Here is a 19,809-nt window from a genome sequence, read left to right as displayed (position 1 = left end):
GGGGGCGATCAACCCGGGGCGAGGGTGGTCAGAAGGGCGCGGGCCGCGTTGAAGCGGTCTTCCGGCAACGGCAGCGGGTGCTTGATGCGCAGCTTGTCGGGCCCTTCCATGGCGTACAGGTTCGGTTGCTTCTGGATCAGCTGGATCACCGCCATCGGGTCGATGTTCGGCTTGGATTCGAACACGATGCGGCCACCATTTTCGCCCAGGTCCAGCTTGCGGATGCCCAGCGTGTTGGCCTTCAGCTTCAGCTCGGCGATGGCGAACAGGTGCTTGGCCGCATCCGGCAGCAGGCCGAAGCGATCGATCATCTCCACCTGCAGTTCGCGCAGCGCATCGCTGTCGCGCGCGCTGGAAATACGCTTGTACAGGGTCAGGCGGGTATGCACGTCCGGCAGGTAGTCTTCCGGGATCAGTGCCGGCACATGCAGTTCGACCTCGGCACCACGCACTTCCTCGCCGGCATCAAGGTCGGGCAGCTTGCCCTGCTTGATGCTGCGCACCGCGCGCTCCAGCAGCTCGGTGTACAGGCTGAAGCCGACCTCGGCCATCTGCCCGCTCTGGTCCTCGCCGAGCAGTTCGCCGGCACCGCGGATTTCCAGATCGTGCGTGGCCAGGGTGAAGCCGGCGCCCAGCTCGTCCATCGAGGCGATCGCTTCCAGGCGCTTCTCAGCGTCGGGGGTGATCGCGCGGCGGTCGGGCGTGATCAGGTACGCGTAGGCGCGGTGGTGCGAACGTCCGACGCGGCCACGCAGCTGGTGCAGCTGGGCCAGGCCGAAACGGTCCGCACGGTTGATGATGATGGTATTGGCGTTGGGGATGTCGATGCCCGACTCGATGATCGTGGTCGACAGCAGCACGTTGAAGCGCTGCTTCTGGAAATCCAGCATCACCTTTTCCAGCTCGCGCTCGGGCATCTGCCCATGGGCGATGCCGATGCGCGCCTCCGGCACCAGCTCGGACAGCTCGCGCTGCATGCGGCCGATGCTTTCCACGTCGTTGTGCAGGAAATACAGCTGGCCACCACGCGCCAGCTCGCGCTGGAAGGCTTCGCGCAGCAGCGCGTTGTCCCACTGGGTGATGAAGGTCTGCACCGCCAGCCGGTTCGGCGGCGGCGTGGCGATGATCGACAGGTCGCGCAGGCCGGCCATGGCCATGTTGAGCGTGCGCGGAATCGGCGTGGCGGTCAGGGTCAGCAGGTGCACGTTGGCGCGCAGCGCCTTCAGCGCTTCCTTCTGGCGTACGCCGAAACGCTGCTCCTCGTCGACGATGACCATGCCCAGGTCCTTGAACTTCACGTCCGGCTGCAGCAGGCGATGGGTACCGACGATCACGTCGATGGTGCCGGCGGCGACCTTTTCCAGCTCGGCCTTGATTTCCTTGGTGGTCTTGAAGCGCGACAGCACCTCGACCTTCAGCGGGTAATCGGCGAAGCGGTCGCGGAAGTTGCGGTAATGCTGTTCGGCCAGCAGCGTGGTCGGAACCAGCACAGCCACCTGCTTGCCGGCACTGGCGGCCGCAAAGGCCGCACGCACCGCCACCTCGGTCTTGCCGAAGCCGACGTCGCCGCAGACCACGCGGTCCATCGGCTGGCTGCTGGCCAGGTCGCGCAGGGTGGCGTCGATCGCGGCCAGCTGGTCCGGGGTCTCCTCGAACGGGAAACCGGCCGCGAACGGCTCGTACATCGCGCGGTCGACCTGCAATGCCAGGCCGGCACGCGCCTGGCGGCGGGCCTGGATCTCCAGCAGTTCGGCGGCGACGTCGCGTACTTTCTCGGCGGCCTTGCGCTTGGCCTTGCTCCACTGCTCGCCACCGAGCGAATGCAGCGGCGCGGTTTCCGCCGACGCACCGGAATAGCGGCTGATCAGGTGCAGCTGGGCGACCGGCACATACAGGCGGTCGCCCTTGGCATATTCGATTTCGAGGAACTCGCCGGGCATGCCGCCGACGTCCATCGCGATCAGGCCACGATAGCGGCCGACGCCATGATCCTCGTGCACGATCGGCGCGCCCTCGGTCAGTTCACCGAGGTCGCGGATGATCGCTTCCGGCTCGCGGCCGGCACGGCGCGTGCGCCGGGTGCTGCCGGCACGCTCGGGGAACAGCTGGCGCTCGGTCAGCACCGCGATGCGCGGATCGTCCAGCGCGAAGCCATCCTCCAGCGGTGCCACCGCGATCGCGAAGCGCGCGTCGTCGGCGAGGAAGCTGGGCAGGTCGGCCACCACCGGCGGCTTCAGCTCGGCGGCCTGCAGCACTTCCAGCAGCGCCTCGCGGCGGCCGGGTGAATCGGCGGCGATCAGTACCCGGCCCGGATAATGGCCGAGGAAGGATTTCAGCGCATCGCCAGCGGGGGCTTCGCGCGCGGCCACCGGCAGCGGTGGCAGCGGCTGGTCGCCCAGCGCGTGCGCGTCGGCGATGCGCGCATGGTCAGCCGCCCACACCTCGATGCGCGGGGCATCGTTCAGGCGCTCGCGCAGCAGCTCCGGCGACAGATACAACGCCGACGGCGGCAGCAGCGGGCGCTCCACATCATGGCGGCGCTGCTCATAGCGGTCCGCAGTCTGCGCCCAGAACGCGACGGACGCTTCATACGCACCGGCACAGACCACCGGCAGGCTGCCGCTGGGCAGGTAGTCGAACAGGGTTGCGGTGCGTTCGAAGAACAGCGGCAGGTAGTACTCGACGCCGGCCGGCGCCAGTCCGGACTTCAGGTCCTGGTACAGCGAACTGCGCCGGGTATCGACATCGAACCGCTCGCGCAGCGTGGCCAGCACGCGGGCGATGCTGGCTTCATCCATCGGCACTTCGCGGCCGGGCAGCATGTGCACCGCCTCGACCTTGTCCAGCGAACGCTGGCTTTCCGGGTCAAAGGCACGGATCGAGTCGATGTCCTCGTCCAGCAGTTCCACCCGCAGCGGCTCGTCGGCACCCATCGGGTACACGTCGAGCAGGCCGCCGCGCACAGCGAAGTCGCCCGGGTCCATCACCTGCGGCACGTTGCGGTAGCCGGCGCTTTCCAGGCGGCGCTTCTCGGCTTCCAGGTCCAGGCGCTGGCCGACCTTCAGGTCGAAGCTGCCACCGATCACGTAGCTGCGCGGGGCCAGCTGCTGCAGCAGGGTCTGCACCGGCACGATCACCAGGCCACGCTTCAGCGCGGGCAGGCGGTGCAGGGCGGCCAGGCGCTGCGAAATGATGTCCGGATGCGGACTGAAGCGGTCGTAGGGCAGGGTTTCCCAGTCCGGGAAGGCGACCACCGGCAGGGCCGGATCGCCGCCGAGCAGGGTGTGCAGGTCGGCTTCGAGCTGGTTGGCACCGTGGTTGTCACGGGCGATCACCAGCAGCGGGGCGTCGTGCGCACGCGCGGCCTGGGCAAGGTACCAGGCCAGGGCGGTCGGCGAGGCGGGGGCGCGCCACCAGGCGCGGAGCTGGCCGGCGCGCGGCAGCGGCGGGGCGGGGTATGAGGTACGCGACATGGACCCCGGATTTTAGCAGAAGCCCGATCGAAGCCCGGTGGGTCGTGCCGGCCGATTGCCGTCAGCCTCATGTGCCGTTGGGGTAACGCAGTTCAGGCCAGCGGCCGGCACTACCGGCAGGCGTCGCCGGGCGGGGCCCGGCGCATCTGTCAGTTGTCCAGCTCCAGCACCATCCGCACCAGGCCTTCGGCACCGGCCGGGTGCGGGACCGGCTTGAAGCCCAGCGAGGCGGCCAGCTGTTTCATCGGCTCGTTCTCGGCGGCGACGTCGCCGTACAGGCGGTCCAGGTACTTGCCGCGGCCCCACTTCACCAGCTTGCGCATCAGCTGCCGGCCCAGGCCCTGGCCAATGAGGAAGCGGCTGATCAGGATCGCGTACTCGGCTTCACGGGTGCCGGGGATGATCGAGGCCCGGGCGACCGCGCCGACCACCGCTTCGCCAGCAGGCAGGGATTCGGCTGCGACCAGGGTGATCTCGGTCTTGGGATTCGGGTGGGTCAGGCGCTGGGTGGTTTCCGGCGAAAGCTCGGTCACCGCCTGCAGGAAACGATCACGGATTTCTTCCGGCCCGAACAGGCTGAACGCCGCTTGCAGCGGTGCGCCATCTTCCGGGCGGATGGGGCGGATCAGCAGCTCGTGGCCGCTGGGAGCCTTGAAGATCTCATGCCAGGGCGGCATGCGGTTGCGAGTGGCCATACCGGGTGATTCCTTGGTGGTCCATCGATTGTGGCATCACCGGGGCTGCATTCCGTGAACGAAAGGCTCACGGCGGTACAGCCTCGTGAAGGCCGTCATTCGGGGGCTTTGAGCCAATCCAGGCGGGTGCTGGCCCCCGGTTCGCCCAGGTGCTGGCGCAGCGCCGGCAGGGCCGGGCCGACCACCCGGTCGAACTGCCACGGCGGGTTGAGCAGCAGCATGCCGCTGCCGTTGAGGCGCAGCGGCGAGTCGTCCGGGCGCACCAGGAACTCGATCGTCATCGCCGATTTTACCGGCAGGGCGGTGGCCTTGCGCAGGAAGTGCAGGATGGTGCGGCGCTGCTTGATCGGGAACCACACCGCGCAGGTCGCCTGCGGCCAGCGCGCCAGGGTCTCGGCCAGGGCGGCCAGAACGGCCTGGTACTCGGCGTCCTGGGCCTCGTACGGCGGGTCGATCAGCACCAGGCCACGGCCGATCTTGCTGCCGTTGAACTTCGGCGGCAGCAGCGAGCGCAGCAGGGCATAGCCATCGCCAGCGCGCACATCGACGCGGCTGTCATGGGCGAACAGGGCCTTCAGCGTGGCCGTTTCGGCTTCCTGCAGCTCGCAGACCGCCATGCGGTCCTGCGCGCGCATCGCCTGTGCGCTCAGCAGCGGCGAGCCCGGGTAGTTGGTCAGCGCGCCCACCGGGTTGTCGGCCTGCACCGCCTTCAGGTAGCGCTCGACCACCTCCGGCAGCCTGGGCTGGGCCATCAGCCGCATGATCCCGGATTCGGCCTCCAGGGTCTTGCGGCTCTCTTCGCTGGCCAGCAGGTAGCGGCCGGCACCGCCGTGGGTGTCGAGCACGAAGAACGGGCTGTCCTTGCGCTTGAAGCTGTCGATCAGGGCCAGCTGCACGATGTGCTTGAGCACATCGGCGTGGTTGCCGGCGTGGAAGGCGTGGCGATAGTTCATGGGCGGCAGTGTACGGGGCGGCGGCCGCAGCGGCTATGCTGCGCGCCATGACAGCTCCCGTTGCCCATGTCCTGGTGGTCGAGGACGAAGCCGCCATCGCCGAAACCGTGCTCTATGCGCTGCGCAGCGAAGGCTATGCCGCCAGCCACTGCCTGCTGGGCGGCGAGGCCCTGCAACGGCTGCAGGCCGGCGATATCGACGTGGTGGTGCTGGACGTGGGCCTGCCGGACCTGGGCGGTTTCGAGGTCTGCCGGCGGCTGCGTGCGCAGCCCGGGCCGGCGGCGCAGCTGCCGGTGATCTTCCTGACCGCCCGCAACGATGAAGTGGACCGCGTGCTCGGCCTGGAACTGGGCGCCGACGATTACATGACCAAGCCGTTCTCGCCGCGTGAGCTGGTGGCGCGGGTGCGTGCGCGCCTGCGTCGCGTGGCACCGGTCGTGGCAGCCCCCGGCGCAGATGCGGGCTGGCAGGAACATGGCGCGTTCGCGATCGACCGCGAAGGCCGGCGTATCCGCTTCCGCGGCCATGCGCTGGACCTGACCCGCTACGAGTACGCGTTGCTGGAAGCGCTGCTGCAGCGGCCCGGTGCCATCCTCAGCCGCGCGCAGCTGATGGACCGGGGCTGGGACAGCAGCGCCGACAGTGCCGACCGCACCGTCGACACCCATGTAAAGACGTTGCGCGCCAAGCTGCGTGCGGCTGGTGCCAGCGACGACCCGATCCGCACCCACCGTGGCCTTGGCTACGCGCTGGAGGTCTAGCCGATGCGCCTGGTACTGAAGCTGTTCCTCGGCTTCTTCCTGATCACCGGCATCGCCGCGTTCTTCGTGATGCGCGTATTCGTCAACGAGGTGAAGCCCGGTGTGCGCCAGGCGATGGAATCGACCCTGGTCGATGCGGCCAACGTGCTGGCCGAGATGGCCGCCGCCGACGTCAAGGACGGCACCATCCGCAGCGGCAGCTTCACCCGCAACCTGGCCAAGGCGCGGCAGCGCGACCTGAAGGCGATGGTCTGGCGTTTTCCCAAGCGATCGCTGGATTACCGGGTGACCATCACCGATGCCAAGGGCATCGTCATCTACGACTCGCTGGGCCGCGACCTCGGGCGTGACAATTCGCGCTGGAACGATGTCTACCGCACCCTGCGTGGCGAGTACGGCGCCCGCTCCAGCCCGGAAATACCAGGCGAAGAAGGCGATACGGTGATGCACGTGGCGGCGCCGGTATACGACCCGGCCGATGGGCGCACCCTGATCGGCGTGCTCAGCCTGGCCCAGCCCAACCGCAGCATCGATCCGTTCATCGCCGCCAGCCAGCGCGCCATCATCGAGCGCGGCGCCTGGTTGATCGGGCTGTCGGCGCTGGTCGGCGTGCTGGTGACGATGTGGCTCACCACCGGCCTCGGCCAGCTCAGCCGCTATGCACGCGCGGTCAGCGCCGGCGAACCGGTGCCACCGCCACGGCGCCGCCGCGACGAGATCGGCGACCTGGGCCAGGCGCTGGAAACCATGCGCCGCAAGCTGGAGGGCAAGGCCTATGTCGAACAGTACGTGCAGTCACTGACGCATGAAATGAAGAGCCCGCTGGCGGCGATCCGCGGTGCCGCCGAGCTGCTGCAGGAGCCGCTGCCCGAGGCCGACCGCGTGCATTTCGCGCGCAGCATCGTCGACCAGCAGGAGCGGCTGACCGAGACCATCGACAAGCTGCTGGCGCTGGCCGAAGTGGAACAGCACGGCTGGCTGCAGACCCGCGATCCGATCGCGCTGCCAACGTTGCTGGCCGATGCGGCAGCGGCGGCGCAGGTGCGTGCGCAGGCGGCCGACGTGCAGGTCAGCATCGGCAGCGCGCCCGACCTGCGCGTGCAGGGCGATGCCTATCTGCTGCGGCAGGCGTTGCACAACCTGATCGACAACGCCATTGCCTTCTCACCGCCCGGCGCGGACATCGCACTGCAGGCCGAGGTGGACGGGCAGGGCGTGCGCCTGCAGGTGGCGGATCGCGGTGCCGGCATTCCCGACTACGCGCGCGAACGGGTGTTCGAACGCTTCTATTCGCTTGCCCGCCCCGGCAGCGGCCGGCGCAGTTCCGGCCTGGGCCTGCCGTTCGTGCAGGAGGTCGCGCGCCTGCACGATGGTCGCGCCAGCCTCGACGCGCGCGACGGCGGTGGCACCGTGGCCAGCCTGTGGCTGCCGTTGTCAGTGCCGGGCCAGCGTCCGCGCCGCTGACTTCACACTCGCTTCAACTTCGCCACAAACCCTGCTCACCGCAGCGGTCCATCCTGCAGCCCTCTCCAACGAGGATGGACCATGAAATCCCTGAAGATGCTGCTGAGGTTCGCCATTGTCGGCGGGCTGATCCTGTTGCTGCTGGTGCCGCTGATGATGATCCGCGGGGTCATCACCGAGCGCAGCCAGTACCGCGACGAGGCCTTTGCCCGGGTGGCCGACAGCCGTGCCGGCACGCAGCAGCTGGTGGGCCCGGTACGGGTGGTGCCGTGGGTGGAACGCAAGCAGGTTGAACTGGTTGACCCGCTGGGCGTCAAGAAGACCGAGATCCAGGTGACCGAGGGCCACTGGCTGCAGATGCCGGCGTCGCTGGAGGTGGGCGGCGAGATGCTGCCGAGCCAGCGCGAGGTCGGCCTGTTCAAGGTGCCGGTGTACAGCTGGAATGGCCAGTTGAAGGCGACTTTCGCCGAAGACGACTATCCGGTGAAGAACGGCCGCACCTATGGCCAGCCCTATGTGGCGCTGGGGGTTTCCGATGTGCGCGGCCTGGTGGGCACGCCGAACCTGCGGGTGGACGGCAAGCAGCTGCGGTTGCTGCCCGGTGTAGGCGTGGCCAGCGAAATCGGACGTGGCCTGCATGCGCCGGTGAGCGGTTTCGCCGCGGATCAGGGCGGCGCGCTGGCCGCCAGCACCGTTGAACTGGAGCTGCGCCTGGATGGCAGCCGCATGCTGTCGGTGGTGCCGGTGGGCGATGACACCCGGATCGCGCTGCGGTCGAGCTGGCCGCATCCGTCGTTCAGCGGCGCCTTCCTGCCGAACGAACGGCGTGTCGATGCACAGGGCTTCGAAGCACGCTGGGCGGTGTCCTCGCTGGCCTCCGATGCACAGCGCCAGCTGCGCAGCGAGGGGACGATCGATTCGCAGGCCGTGACGGTGTCGCTGGTCGATCCGGTCGATACCTACACCCAGGCCGACCGTGCCTCGAAGTACGGCGTGCTGTTCGTGGTGCTGACCTTCGTCGGCTTCATCCTGTTCGAACTGATCAAGTCGCTGCGCATCCATCCGCTGCAGTACCTGATGGTCGGCCTGGCGCTGGCGATCTTCTTCCTGCTGCTGATCAGCCTGTCCGAGCACATCGCGTTCTGGAAGGCCTACCTGGTCTCGGCCGTGGCCTGCATCGGCCTGCAGGCGGTGTACCTGGCCAACGTGCTGGGCCACTGGAAGCGCGGCCTTGGCTTCGCTGCGCTGCTGACCGTGCTGTACGGCGCGCTGTATGGCCTGCTGGTGTCGGAGAACAACGCACTGCTGATGGGATCGCTGCTGCTGTTCGTGATCCTGGCGCTGGCGATGTGGGTGACCCGCCGGGTCGACTGGTACGCGCTTGGCGCGGACCTGAAGTAAGGAGCACGCCATGAGCTGGCGCCAGGGATTGCGGCAACGGGCGCGGCAGGGCATTCCGGCCCTGCTGGAAGTGGATGCACTGCTGCAGGCACATGGCGTGCTGGCGGCCCTGCCGGGGGCACGGATCGCCCCCGGCCTGGTCCGCTTCCAGCTGGCCGCGGTGACCTGCGAGGGATTGCAGGGCGAGGGCCTGGCCTGGTTGCAGGGCGCGCGGCAGGGACGCGGTGCGCTGGCGGGGAAGGTGCCGCGCTACCGGCCATGGAAGGCCGGGGCGGAAGCACTTGCGGAAATCGGCATCGGTGGCCTGCCCGATGACTGGCCCGCGCATGCGGCGGTGTATGGCTGCAGCAGCATCGACCGGCGGCACTGGTTGCTGCTGCTGCCGGAGCGGGCGCAGCTGTGGCTGGGGTGGAGTGGGTGAGGTGGTTTGGCAGATGCGACCCAACCACTCTTCTGTGGGGGCGAACCCTGGTTCGCACGCTTCCGCGCCGCCCATGACCGATGGGACGGTATCGCGGCGCCGCTGCTGGCTAGACTCGATGGGTTGATGAGCAGGCCGGAAGGCAGGGGTGCGATGTGTTGAAGTGGGGCGTGCTGGCCGTAGCGCTGGCAATGGGTGGCAATGCAGCGGCGCAGCAGCGCGAATCAGTGGACCTGGACATGGTCAGCCGCATCCGCCAGGAGGCCTTCCACCGTTCGCAGGTGATGGACACCTTCAGCTATCTCACCGAACGCATCGGCCCGCGGCTGACCAACTCCCCGGCGATGGGCCGCGCCAACGCGTGGACCCGCGGCAAGTTCAACGAATGGAAGCTGGACAACGTCCACGACGAAGCGTTCGATGACTTTGGCCGTGGCTGGGAGTTCACCTCGGCCAGCGTGGAAATGCTGGGTGACCGTGTGCAGCCGCTGCATGCACTGCCCAAGGCCTGGACGCCGGGCACCAAGGGGCCGGTTGAAGGCGAGCTGGTGCAGGTCGAGATCAAGAAGCCCGAAGACATCGAGAAGTACCGCGGCAAGCTGCGCGGCAAGATCCTGCTGCTGGGCGAGGCGCGCGAGTACAAGCGCGGCACCGAGCCGGATTCCCATCGGCATGACGCGACCTCGCTGGAAGGCCTGCAGGCGTTCACCCTGCCGAAGGACCAGGACGCCACCGCCGAGCGCGCCAAGCGGGTAAAGGAGTACCAGGAACGCCAGCAGCTGGCGACCAGGGTCAATGCGTTCTTCGTCGAAGAAGGGGCGCTGGCCTCGATCAGCATCAGTAGCTGGGACAACGGCATCATCCGCGTTGCAGGTGGTGGTTCGCGCAAGGCCGGCGAGCCGGTCGGCATCCCCGAGCTGGCGATGATCAGCGAGCACTTCAACCCGCTGGTGCGCGCGCTGAAGGCCGGGCAGACCATGCGCCTGCGCGTGGATGTGGCCGCGCGCTTCACCGATGACGCCGACCAGCCCGGCTACAACACGCTGGCCGAGATCCGCGGCAGCAGCAGGCCTGATGAAGTGGTGATGATCGGCGCGCACCTGGATTCCTGGCACAGCGGCACCGGCGCGGCCGACAACGCCGCAGGCGTGGCGGTGATGATGGAGGCCATGCGCATCCTCAAGGCCACCGGCGCCAGGCCCAAGCGCACCATCCGCGTGGCGCTGTGGAGCGGCGAGGAGCAGGGCCTGATCGGCTCGCAGGCCTATGTGGCCAAGCATTTCGGCCGGTTCCCGGAGCCCACCGACCCGGCGCAGAAGGCGCTGCCGGCGTCGCTGCGCGAGCCGACCGGTGCACTGCAGAAGACCCGCGATTACAGCAAGTTCCAGGTCTACTTCAACATGGACAACGGCTCCGGCCGCTTCCGGGGCATCTACGCCCAGGAAAACCTGGCGGCGATGCCGATCTTCGAAGCCTGGCTGGCGCCGTTCCATGACGTCGGCGCCACCACCGTGGCGACCCGCAACACCGGCAGCACCGACCACATCAGCTTCGACCGCATCGGCCTGCCGGGCTTCCAGTTCATCCAGGACCGGCTGGACTACTTCACCAATGTCCACCACAGCCACCTGGACACCTGGGACCACGCCGAACCGGAAGACCTGAAGCAGGCCGCAGCCATCGTCGCCTCGTTCGCCTACAACGCCGCGATGCGCGAGCAGCCGTTCCCGCGCAAGGCGGAACCGTAAAAGGGGACGGAGGGGATTAAGTCGCATCTCCCCTCCGTTTCCCGGTTGCAGTACCCACGGGCTGGGCAATCGCGACTTAATCCCCTCCGTCCCCTTTTTCCGTCGGGGGCGGCGGGCTGGTAAAATCGGGGGATTCCCGTTCCTCGAGCCGTCCATGACCTGCCGCACCCGCTTCGCCCCCAGTCCCACCGGCTACCTGCACATCGGTGGTGCCCGCACCGCGCTGTACTGCTGGCTGGAGGCCCGCCACCGTGGCGGCGAGTTCGTGCTGCGCATCGAGGACACCGACCGTGAACGCAGCACCCAGGGTGCGATCGACGCCATCCTGGAGGCGATGGAGTGGCTGGGCCTGGACTACGACGAAGGCCCGATCTATCAGACCGACCGCGTCGCCCGCTACCGGGAAGTGGCAGAGCAGCTGATCGCCGACGGCAAGGCCTACTACGCCTACGAAACCCGCGAAGAGCTGGACGCGATGCGCGAGGCCGCCATGGCCAGGCAGGAAAAGCCGCGTTACAACGGCGCTGCACGCGAACTGGGCCTGCCGTACAAGGACGACCCGAACCGCGTCATCCGCTTCAAGAACCCGCTGGAAGGTACGGTGGTGTTCGACGACCTGATCAAGGGCCGCATCGAGATCGCCAACAGCGAGCTGGATGACATGGTCATCTTCCGCCCGGACGGCTACCCCACCTACAACTTCGCGGTGGTGGTGGACGACTGGGACATGGGCATCACCGAGGTCATCCGCGGCGACGACCACATCAACAACACCCCGCGCCAGATCAACCTGTACGAGGGCATTGGTGCGCCGGTGCCGAAGTTCGGCCACATGCCGATGATCCTGGACGAGCAGGGCGCCAAGCTGTCCAAGCGCACCGGCGCGGCCGACGTGATGCAGTACAAGGACGCCGGCTACCTGCCCGACGCGCTGCTGAGCTACCTGGCCCGCCTGGGCTGGTCGCACGGTGACCAGGAGCTGTTCAGCCGCCAGGAACTGATCGACCTGTTCGACGTGAAGGACTGCAATTCCAAGGCCTCGCGCCTGGACATGGCCAAGCTGGGTTGGGTCAACCAGCACTTCCTGAAGACCGAGGACGTGGCCGCCATCGTGCCGCACCTGGTCTACCAGCTGCAGAAGCTGGGCCTGGACGTGGCCGCCGGCCCGGCCCCGGAGGATGTGGTGATCGCCCTGCGTGAACGCGTGCAGACCCTGAAGGAAATGGCCGAGAAGGCCGTGGTCTGGTACCAGCCGCTGACCGCGTACGACGAAGCGGCGGTGGCCAAGCACCTCAAGGCCGGTGCCGAGGTAGCGCTGGGCAAGGCCCGCGAGCTGCTGGCAGCGTTGCCGGAGTGGACCGCCGAGTCGGTGGGCGTCGCCCTGCACGACGCGGCCGCAGCGCTGGAGATCGGCATGGGCAAGGTCGCCCAGCCGCTGCGCGTGGCGATCACCGGCACCCAGGTCAGTCCTGACATCTCCCATACCGTTTACCTGGCCGGCCGCGAGCAGGCCTTGAAACGCATTGATGTGGCCATCACCAAGGTAGCAACGGCCTGAGGCATCCTTGCCAGGCCTGAACCGGAGAACACGCATGCCCGCCAAGACCGCCACTGCCTGTACCGCCCCGCACCACCACGTCCACGACGCATCGGATTTCGTGGCGGTGGTCGAGCGTGTCTCGCGCGAACGCGGGCTGCGCCTGACCCCGATCCGCGCCAACGTGCTGAAGCTGATCGCCGAGGCCGGCAAGCCGGTCAAGGCCTACGAGCTGCTGGAATGGGTGCGCAACGGCAAGGGCGTGGGCGCCGATGCCCCGCCAACCGTGTACCGCGCGCTGGACTTCCTGATGGCCAATGGCTTCGTGCACAAGCTGGAATCGGTCAATGCCTTCGTGGCCTGCCATCACCCCAGCAGTGCCGCGCATTCGGTGCCGTTCCTGATCTGCAACAGCTGCCACAGCGCGGTGGAGCTGGAAGACCGCGAGATCGTCACCCAGCTGGAGAAGCGCGCCAAGGAGCTGGGCTTCCAGCCGCAGGCACAGACGCTGGAAGTGCATGGCCTCTGCGCGCGCTGCGCCGGCTAACGCAACGGTAGGGCCGGCCGCTGGCCGGCATTTTTGGAAACGGGGTCAGATCCCTTTGCCACTGGCAAAGGGATCTGACCCCGTTTCATACCGGTGCGGCAGGGCCTGCGTCCTAGTCCATCGGCTTGGACCGGGTATCCACCCGCACGATCACCGACATGCCGGGCCGCAGCTGCTTTGCCAGCTTCTGATCCCTGTTGATCGATATCCGCACCGGCAGCCGCTGCACCACCTTGGTGAAGTTGCCGCTGGCATTGTCCGGGCGCAGCACGCTGAATTCCGACCCGGTGGCTGGGGCGATCTCCTGCACGCGGCCCCGCAGCACCTGGCCCTGGAACGCGTCCACCGAGAACGTCGCCGGTTGGCCGATCGCCATGCCCCAGGTCTGGCCTTCCTTGTAGTTCGCCACCACCCACAGCGTGTCAGGTACCAGGAACAGCAGCTGCGAACCGGCAGCGACGTACTGGCCCACGCGTACGCTGGCTTCGCTGATCTGGCCGTCGCGTGGTGCGTGGATCACCGTGTTGGCCAGGTCGATGCGGGCCAGTTCCAGCTGCGCCTGCGCGCTTTCCACCTGCGCTTCCAGGCTCTTGCGCGCGACCTGGGTCGACACCAGCGTTTCCTCGGCGATGCGGATCTGCGCCTGCGACTGTTGCACGCTGGCCTGTGCCGACGCCTGGGTGGTGCGGAACTTGTCGCGGTCGTTGATGGACACCAGCTGCTGCGCCGCCAGTTCCTCGTAGCGTTTCAATTCATTGCGCGAACGCTGCAGTTCGGCCTGGCCAGCCGACAGCGTGGCGCGGGCGGAGGCAATCTGTGCGCGGTTCTGCGCCTGTGACTGGTCCGAGTTGGCCAGCGCCGCGCGCGCGCTGTCCAGCGTCGCCTGCGCCTGGGCCACGCGCTGCGCATAGATGCGGTCATCGATGCGCAGCAGCGGCTCGCCCTGCTTCACATGCTGGAAATCCTTCACCAGCACTTCGGTCACATAGCCGTTCACCTGCGGCGCCATCACCGTGATCTGGCCGCGTACATAGGCGTTGTCGGTCACCATCACGCTGCTGGTGAACGGCCACAGGTGCCAGGCGCGCAGGATCAGCGCAATGCCCAGCAAGGCCACTACCACCATCACCACCACGCTGCGGGCGCTGGGCTTGAGGTACTTCGGCGCGACCGCAGGTTCTACCGGCGTGGCCGCGGGCGCCGCGTCGGTCGGCGGCGGTGGGGTGACGTTGTCGGTGTCGTCGGGGCGGGGCGGGACGGGAGGCATGGGAGGACTCAACGGGACGCGGCCGGCGTGGACGCGGTGGAAAGGGCGGGGTGGCGCTTGCGCCATTGCTTGAGCACGGCGGTGCGCAGCGACAGCAGCAGCAACCAGCACAGGAAGCCGATCGCCAGCCAGCCGCTCAGCGTGAACACGTCATTGAAGCCACGCACGTTGGCTTCGCGGCGCGTGGTCTGCGCCAGCTGCGCGCTGCCCTGCGCACTGCGCAGCACCGGGTCGGTGATCTGCGCAGCGTACAGCTGCTGCTGGATGCGCAGCCGTTGCGCGACCACCGGATCGGCCGGATCGAGCTGGCTGGTCAGCGCGCTGGAATACAGCTGCTCGCGATGCAGCTGGAAGGTCCCCAGCACCGCCGAACCTGCCAGGCCACCCAGGGTCTGCGTGATCGACAGCGTCACCAGGAAGGTGATCATGTGGTCGACGCCCTGTTTCAACGCGGCGGAGATGCCGAGCATGATCAGCGGGCCCATGAACATGCCGGCACCGACCGAGGCCAGGAACTGGCTGGCGTAGAAGTCGTGCGGCCGGTCCAGGCTGGTGCGGTGCTGGTCGAAGAACGCGGCGGCGCCCAGCAGCAGGATCGCCATCAGCAGCTGCGCGATCAGCCGCTTCGGTCCGAAGGTGAGCGAGGCGCCGGCGATGCCGACGATCACCCCGGCCAGGATCACTACGAACAACGGCCGCATCTGGTCAGGCCCCATGCCCAGCGTGCGCATCAGGTTGACCACGCCGTAGGACTGCTCGGTGGTCAGGAAGCGGATCAGGAACGCGCCGACGATGAAGTGCAGCACCGGCAGCTTCGACAGCCAGCGGATCTGCAGCAGCGGATTGCGCCGGTAGTGTTCGATGATGAAGGCGGTGGTGGACAGCACGATCGAGGCGACCAGCGCCCAGCCCAGCCATGGGGTGTTGAGCCACCAGCGCGTGTAGCCCTGCGCCAGTACGATCACCAGCAGCGCGACCGCCGGCGCGAGCAGGGCGAAAGTGAGGAAGTCCAATGGCTCGAACGCCTTTACCTGGATGCCCGGCGGCAGCTTCAGCACCACCACTGCCGCGAACGCGCACAGGGCCAGGCCGGCTTCGAAGGAGTACAGCTGGTGCCATTGGCCGGTATCGACCAGGCCTGGTGAAACGATCCAGGCGATCGGCACCGCCAGCTGCGACAGGCCGACACCGACCACCAGCAGGTTGCCGGTGAACCGCCGTGGCAACGCCTGCAGCATGTACAGCGTGCCCAGCGTCGAACAGGCCGCGCCCGCGAAGCCGCTGGCGGCTCGGGTCAGCATCGTGGTCTCGAAGCTGCCGACGAACAGGTGCAGCACCGCCAGCGCCGCATACAGGCCCAGGCCGATCTCGGCGAACAGGCGGATGCCGTACTGCTGGCGGAACTTGAAGGCCAGCAGATTGGCGGTGACATTCACCATCGCATACGCGGCCACCAGCCAGCTGCCCTGGGTCGGAGTGAGCGCCAGCTGGCCCTGCAGGAACGGCAGGTTGGCGGTGACAAGCGCATTGCCGAGGCCGCCGGTGATCGCCACCAGCAACGATACCAGCGCATAGGCCACGCGCCGGTACGGCGGGTGCCAGGGCATCGACGCCGAGCCGGGCATGGTCGGCTTCTCATGCTCCTCCCAATCCGGAACCGGCTTCAGATACGGCTGGACCATCAACGGGCCTCGCTGGCAGCTCCCTGGAGACCCCCACGCAGCAGCTGCAGGGCACGCCCGGCCAACTGGGCGCGCTCGTCGCGGGTCTTGCCGCGCAGGGCCGCACCCAGCATGCCCGAGATCAGTGAAATATCCGTCTTTTCCAGGTCGTCACGGCACAGCCCGGCGGCCTTGGCGCGCGCGATCGGTTCCTCCAGCAGGTCGCGCACGGTCTCGCGCGCGGCGCGCATGGACGGCACGTCCGAATCAACCGCACGCCAGTAATCGGCCAGTGCCGGCGAATCGATGATGCGCTGGGCCATGCCCTCGAACACCTCGAACAGGGCGTCATCGCGGTCACCGAGCTGTTCGACCTGGCGCCGGATGCGGTCGACCGTGCGCTGCAGCAGCGCCTGGATCAGCGCGGTGCGGTCGGGGAAGTTGCGGTACAGGGTGGCGCGGCCCACCTGGGCGCGTTCGACCACCAGATCCAGCGGGGCGGTGACGCCATGTTGGCCGAAGACATGATCGGCGGCGTCGAGGATGAGGGCACGGCGGGCAGCAGCATCGGCACGTTGAGCGGTCATGGAATCATTTTCGGACAAAAATGTCCGATTGGCGAGACTTTGAGTGACGGGATTGTCCGGTTGTTGTCGTACGCACACCTTTGTGACGGATGTGTGATGGCGTGGGACGGAATGAAAACGGGGGCCCGAAGGCCCCCGTGGAATGGGGTGGGCCAGAGCCCTTTCCTTCGGAAAGGGATCCGACCCCGCCGTGCGCGATCAGAAGAACGCGCGGATCCCGAATGCGACACCACGGCCTGGCAGCGGCGAGTAGTCGCGCAGCAGCGAGGTATGCGGGCGCACTTCGCGGTTGGTCAGGTTGCTGCCATCCAGGAACACCTCGTAGCTGTTGCCCGCGTTGCGATCCCAGCGGTAGGCCAGGTGCGCGTCGACCAGCGTGTAGCCGTCGCTCGGGGCTTCGTTCTGGGCAACGTCCTTCTGGCGGCTGTAACGCACCGCACCGACCGAGGCGCGCCAGCCGTCCTTCGACCAGCGCAGGTCGGCACCCACGCGGGCCGGGGCGATACGCGGCAGGTAGCCGGTGTTGGCCAGCTCCACGTTGTAATTGTGGTTGTGGTCGCCGTGCGGTACGGCGATGTCGAGGTTGCGGCTGCCGCTGCCATCCAGCTTGGCCTTCACATAGTCACCGAACAGGCGCAGATCCCAGTCACCGGCGCCACCCTCGAACAGGTGCACCAGCGCTTCGGCCTCGGCGCCGCGGAACACCGCGTCCTGCTGGGTCCAGGCGCGGACCGGCAGGCCTTCGGTAACACCGGTGTCGGCGAGGTAGATGAAGTCCTTGAACTTCGTCTGGTAGACCGACGCGGAGAAGTCCAGGCGATCGCTGTGGGTATGGATGCCCAGTTCGACGCGCTGGCCGCGCTCGGTTTTCAGGTTGGCGTCGCCGATCTCCAGCGAGCGGGTGGCGATGTGCGCGCCGGCGGCGTACAGCTCTTCGTTGGTGGGTGCACGCTCTGAGCTGTCCACGCCGATGCGCAGGTCAACGGCATCGTTGAGCTTCCAGATACCGGCGGCAGACAGGTTGGTGGCACCGAACGTGCGGCGACGGTAGTCACCGGTCGGGTCCAGCTTGACCTGGTCGTGGCGGCCACCCAGTTCCAGCTTGAACGGGCCGAACTGCTTTTCCTGCAGCACGAACAGGCCGATGTTCCTGGTGCCGGTATCCGGTACGAACGCCTCTTCGCCCTTGGCGCCGAAATCGCTGTTGCCGAACTGCAGGCCGAACGCGCCGTCCCAGCCGCCGATCTGCTGCTGCACGGCTTCCAGGCGCGCTTCGATACCACGGTTGGTGAAGCGCGTCGACGGCGTGCCGGCCTCCAGCTCCACGTGCTCGTAGTCGGTGTAAGCCACGCGTGCGTTGATGTTCTTCAGGAACGAGACCGGGTTGTAGATGCCGGCCTTGGTCTCGAAGCGGTTCTGCACCATGTCGATGCGCACGTCATGCTCGTCGCCGCCTTCTTCTTCATCGCCGTGGTCGTGGCCGTGGTCATGGCCGTGGTCATCACCATCGGCATGCACGTGCGCGCCGTTGGGAATGCCGTAGTTGGTGCGATAGGTGCTGGCCGACACACCGAAGTAACCACCGTCGCCCAGCCACGTTGCGCCGACGCCGCCGGCGCGGGTGCGGATCGAACTGTTGTCCAGCCGGCCGCGGCGCGGTTCTTCGCCCTCGGCTGCGTCGTGATCATGGTCGTGATCGTGGTCATGGTGGTCTTCAAGGCTGTCGATCACCGCGTAGCCGGGAATGCGGTAGTCGTCGCCATTGCGCACCAGGCCATCCACGTGCAGCACGACGTTGCCGCTGACACCATCGAGGCGGAACATGCCGCTGCGCTCATTGTTCACCGAGTTGCCGCGCAGCTCGGCGCGGCCGCTGAGCGGGCGCTCCGGCAGTTCGCGCGCGATGCGGCCATCCACCACATTGACCGCACCACCGATGGCGCCGCTGCCGAACAGCAGCGTGGCCGGACCCTTCAGCACTTCGATCTGGTCGGCCAGGAACGGCTCGATGCTGGTGGCATGGTCGGCGCTGACCGTGGAGGCGTCCATGTTGCCCATGCCGTTGGACAGCACGGCAACGCGCGGGCCTTCCTGGCCGCGGATGATCGGGCGGCCGACGCCGGGGCCGAAGAAGGTGCTCTGTACGCCCGGCAGCTTGGCCACGGTATCGCCCAGGGTGCCGGCCTTCTGCTCGTCCAGGCGCTCACCGGCCAGCACGTCCACCGGGCGCGCCAGGGATTCGGCATCGCCCTGCAGCGGCGACGCGGTGACCTGTACCGAGGAGAGTTCGGTCAGGTGGCGGTCACGGTGGGAGGTGTCCTGGCCGGCTGCAAAGGCGACGGACGGCAACAGGGCGGCGAGGGCCAGGGCCAGGGAATGCGGCTTGAGCCGAGGGGTGTGGGCGGGCATGGGCAGGTCCTTTGTTACAATGTATCAATCGCAGGGCGCACGAATCCCGTCGAGGGGACAGGGGGAGGGAAAACCGTGCGGTTCGGAGAGGGATGTTATATTATTCCATAACGATTCGCCGACCCTGCTGGAAGTCATGTCCCTGTCCTCACGCCTGCGCCACCTGCTCGACCGTTTCGGTGCCACTGGTTCGATGCTGTGCGCAGTGCATTGCGCGGTGATCCCCGTGCTGCTGGCGGCGGCGCCGTCGCTGGGCCTGTCGTTCTGGCTGAGCGATGGCGTGGAACAGGCGCTGGTGGTGTTCGTGACCCTGCTCGGGCTGTTCAGCCTGGTCTGGGGCTATCGCCGCCACGGTGCGCTGCGTGCGCTCGGCTTCCTGATCCCCGGCCTGGTCGCGCTGTGGGCCGGCGTGCTGTACGACCCGCTGCACCACAATGCGGTGCCGCATGCGGTGGTGATGACCATCGGCGGCCTGCTGGTGGGCGTTGCCCACCTGGTCAACCTGCGCCTCAACCACGGCCACGTGCACGACGCAAGCTGCGCGCACTAGGCACGCCGTGATAGGATTTCCGATCGTGCGCGGGGGCGCCCAGCAAGGCGGCCCCGCCGAACCCGTGTCAGTACGGGGTAACCAGATTTCACACTTGAGGAGTTGAAGACATGGGTAAGGGTGACCGCAAGACCGCCAAGGGCAAGCGCTACAACGCCAGCTACGGCAACGCCCGTTCGCACACCGCGAGCAAGGTCGCCGTAGGCGCCGCCGCCCCGGTTGCCAAGAAGACCGTGGCCAAGGCTCCGGCGAAGAAGGCCGTGGCGAAGAAGGCCGTCGCCAAGGCCTGATCAGGCCGACCGACCGGTCCAAGGAAAACGCGGCGCCTGGCGCCG

16 protein-coding genes are annotated in these 19,809 nt (G+C 67.7%); 9 read left to right on the top strand and 7 right to left on the bottom strand.

What is annotated here, in order from left to right; all coding sequences use genetic code 11:
* Positions 1-8: 8 nt before the first annotated feature.
* From mfd to AC5P6H_RS10370, 3 genes are all read right to left on the bottom strand, one after another.
* Positions 9-3,473 carry a transcription-repair coupling factor gene (gene mfd, locus AC5P6H_RS10380; RefSeq protein WP_049441517.1) on the bottom strand — a complete coding sequence of 1,155 codons (3,465 nt, stop codon included), beginning with the start codon at positions 3,471-3,473 and terminating at the stop codon, positions 9-11.
* 149 nt (positions 3,474-3,622) lie between these two features.
* Complete coding sequence (locus tag AC5P6H_RS10375) at positions 3,623-4,168, bottom strand: GNAT family N-acetyltransferase (protein WP_014646444.1); 546 nt, start codon at positions 4,166-4,168, stop codon at positions 3,623-3,625.
* Positions 4,169-4,263: 95 nt separating this feature from the next.
* Positions 4,264-5,121, bottom strand: coding sequence for a 23S rRNA (adenine(2030)-N(6))-methyltransferase RlmJ (locus tag AC5P6H_RS10370; RefSeq protein ID WP_014646445.1), 858 nt, complete (start codon positions 5,119-5,121; stop codon positions 4,264-4,266).
* A 35-nt stretch (positions 5,122-5,156) separates the two neighbouring features.
* Here AC5P6H_RS10370 and creB point away from each other — a divergent pair, with 35 nt between their 5' ends.
* The 7 genes from creB (at position 5,157) to AC5P6H_RS10335 (ending at position 13,000) form a co-directional block, all read left to right on the top strand.
* Positions 5,157-5,882 (top strand): two-component system response regulator CreB, encoded by a 726-nt coding sequence (gene creB, locus AC5P6H_RS10365; RefSeq protein WP_080376403.1) that lies wholly within the window; start codon positions 5,157-5,159, stop codon positions 5,880-5,882.
* Positions 5,883-5,885: 3 nt separating this feature from the next.
* The gene (gene creC / locus AC5P6H_RS10360; RefSeq protein ID WP_481442130.1) at positions 5,886-7,346 is read left to right on the top strand and encodes a two-component system sensor histidine kinase CreC; all 1,461 of its coding nucleotides are present in this window, start codon (positions 5,886-5,888) and stop codon (positions 7,344-7,346) included.
* 81 nt (positions 7,347-7,427) lie between these two features.
* Entirely contained in the window at positions 7,428-8,747 is a 1,320-nt protein-coding gene (gene creD, locus AC5P6H_RS10355; protein ID WP_049441519.1) for a cell envelope integrity protein CreD, read from the top strand.
* Between the two features lie 10 nt (positions 8,748-8,757).
* Positions 8,758-9,168: a hypothetical protein gene (locus AC5P6H_RS10350; RefSeq protein WP_495202583.1), complete on the top strand. Its 411-nt coding sequence runs from the start codon at positions 8,758-8,760 to the stop codon at positions 9,166-9,168.
* A gap of 155 nt (positions 9,169-9,323) precedes the next feature.
* Positions 9,324-10,916 carry a M20/M25/M40 family metallo-hydrolase gene (locus AC5P6H_RS10345; RefSeq protein ID WP_495202582.1) on the top strand — a complete coding sequence of 531 codons (1,593 nt, stop codon included), beginning with the start codon at positions 9,324-9,326 and terminating at the stop codon, positions 10,914-10,916.
* Between the two features lie 154 nt (positions 10,917-11,070).
* Complete coding sequence (gltX, locus tag AC5P6H_RS10340) at positions 11,071-12,474, top strand: glutamate--tRNA ligase (RefSeq protein ID WP_049441521.1); 1,404 nt, start codon at positions 11,071-11,073, stop codon at positions 12,472-12,474.
* Between the two features lie 34 nt (positions 12,475-12,508).
* Positions 12,509-13,000, top strand: a complete 492-nt coding sequence (locus tag AC5P6H_RS10335) for a Fur family transcriptional regulator (protein ID WP_004150412.1) — start codon at positions 12,509-12,511, stop codon at positions 12,998-13,000.
* A gap of 112 nt (positions 13,001-13,112) precedes the next feature.
* Here AC5P6H_RS10335 and AC5P6H_RS10330 read toward each other — a convergent pair whose 3' ends face one another.
* From AC5P6H_RS10330 to AC5P6H_RS10315, 4 genes are all read right to left on the bottom strand, one after another.
* Positions 13,113-14,267 (bottom strand): HlyD family secretion protein, encoded by a 1,155-nt coding sequence (locus tag AC5P6H_RS10330; RefSeq protein WP_049420618.1) that lies wholly within the window; start codon positions 14,265-14,267, stop codon positions 13,113-13,115.
* Between the two features lie 8 nt (positions 14,268-14,275).
* Positions 14,276-15,949 carry an MFS transporter gene (locus AC5P6H_RS10325; RefSeq protein WP_495202581.1) on the bottom strand — a complete coding sequence of 558 codons (1,674 nt, stop codon included), beginning with the start codon at positions 15,947-15,949 and terminating at the stop codon, positions 14,276-14,278.
* Positions 15,949-16,515 carry a TetR/AcrR family transcriptional regulator gene (locus tag AC5P6H_RS10320; protein WP_014646454.1) on the bottom strand — a complete coding sequence of 189 codons (567 nt, stop codon included), beginning with the start codon at positions 16,513-16,515 and terminating at the stop codon, positions 15,949-15,951. The genes AC5P6H_RS10325 and AC5P6H_RS10320 overlap by 1 nt, the downstream gene beginning before the upstream one ends.
* A 198-nt stretch (positions 16,516-16,713) precedes the next feature.
* Entirely contained in the window at positions 16,714-18,924 is a 2,211-nt protein-coding gene (locus AC5P6H_RS10315) for a TonB-dependent receptor (protein ID WP_329768020.1), read from the bottom strand.
* 136 nt (positions 18,925-19,060) lie between these two features.
* Here AC5P6H_RS10315 and AC5P6H_RS10310 point away from each other — a divergent pair, with 136 nt between their 5' ends.
* Positions 19,061-19,474 (top strand): MerC domain-containing protein, encoded by a 414-nt coding sequence (locus AC5P6H_RS10310; RefSeq protein WP_008264835.1) that lies wholly within the window; start codon positions 19,061-19,063, stop codon positions 19,472-19,474.
* Positions 19,475-19,584: 110 nt separating this feature from the next.
* Positions 19,585-19,764 carry a 30S ribosomal protein THX gene (locus AC5P6H_RS10305; RefSeq protein WP_004150462.1) on the top strand — a complete coding sequence of 60 codons (180 nt, stop codon included), beginning with the start codon at positions 19,585-19,587 and terminating at the stop codon, positions 19,762-19,764.
* The last annotated feature ends 45 nt before the right edge of the window (positions 19,765-19,809 follow it).

The organism is Stenotrophomonas sp. YJH_SMC_110 (genome assembly GCF_059369255.1).
This window is presented reverse-complemented; position numbering and strand designations above follow the sequence as displayed.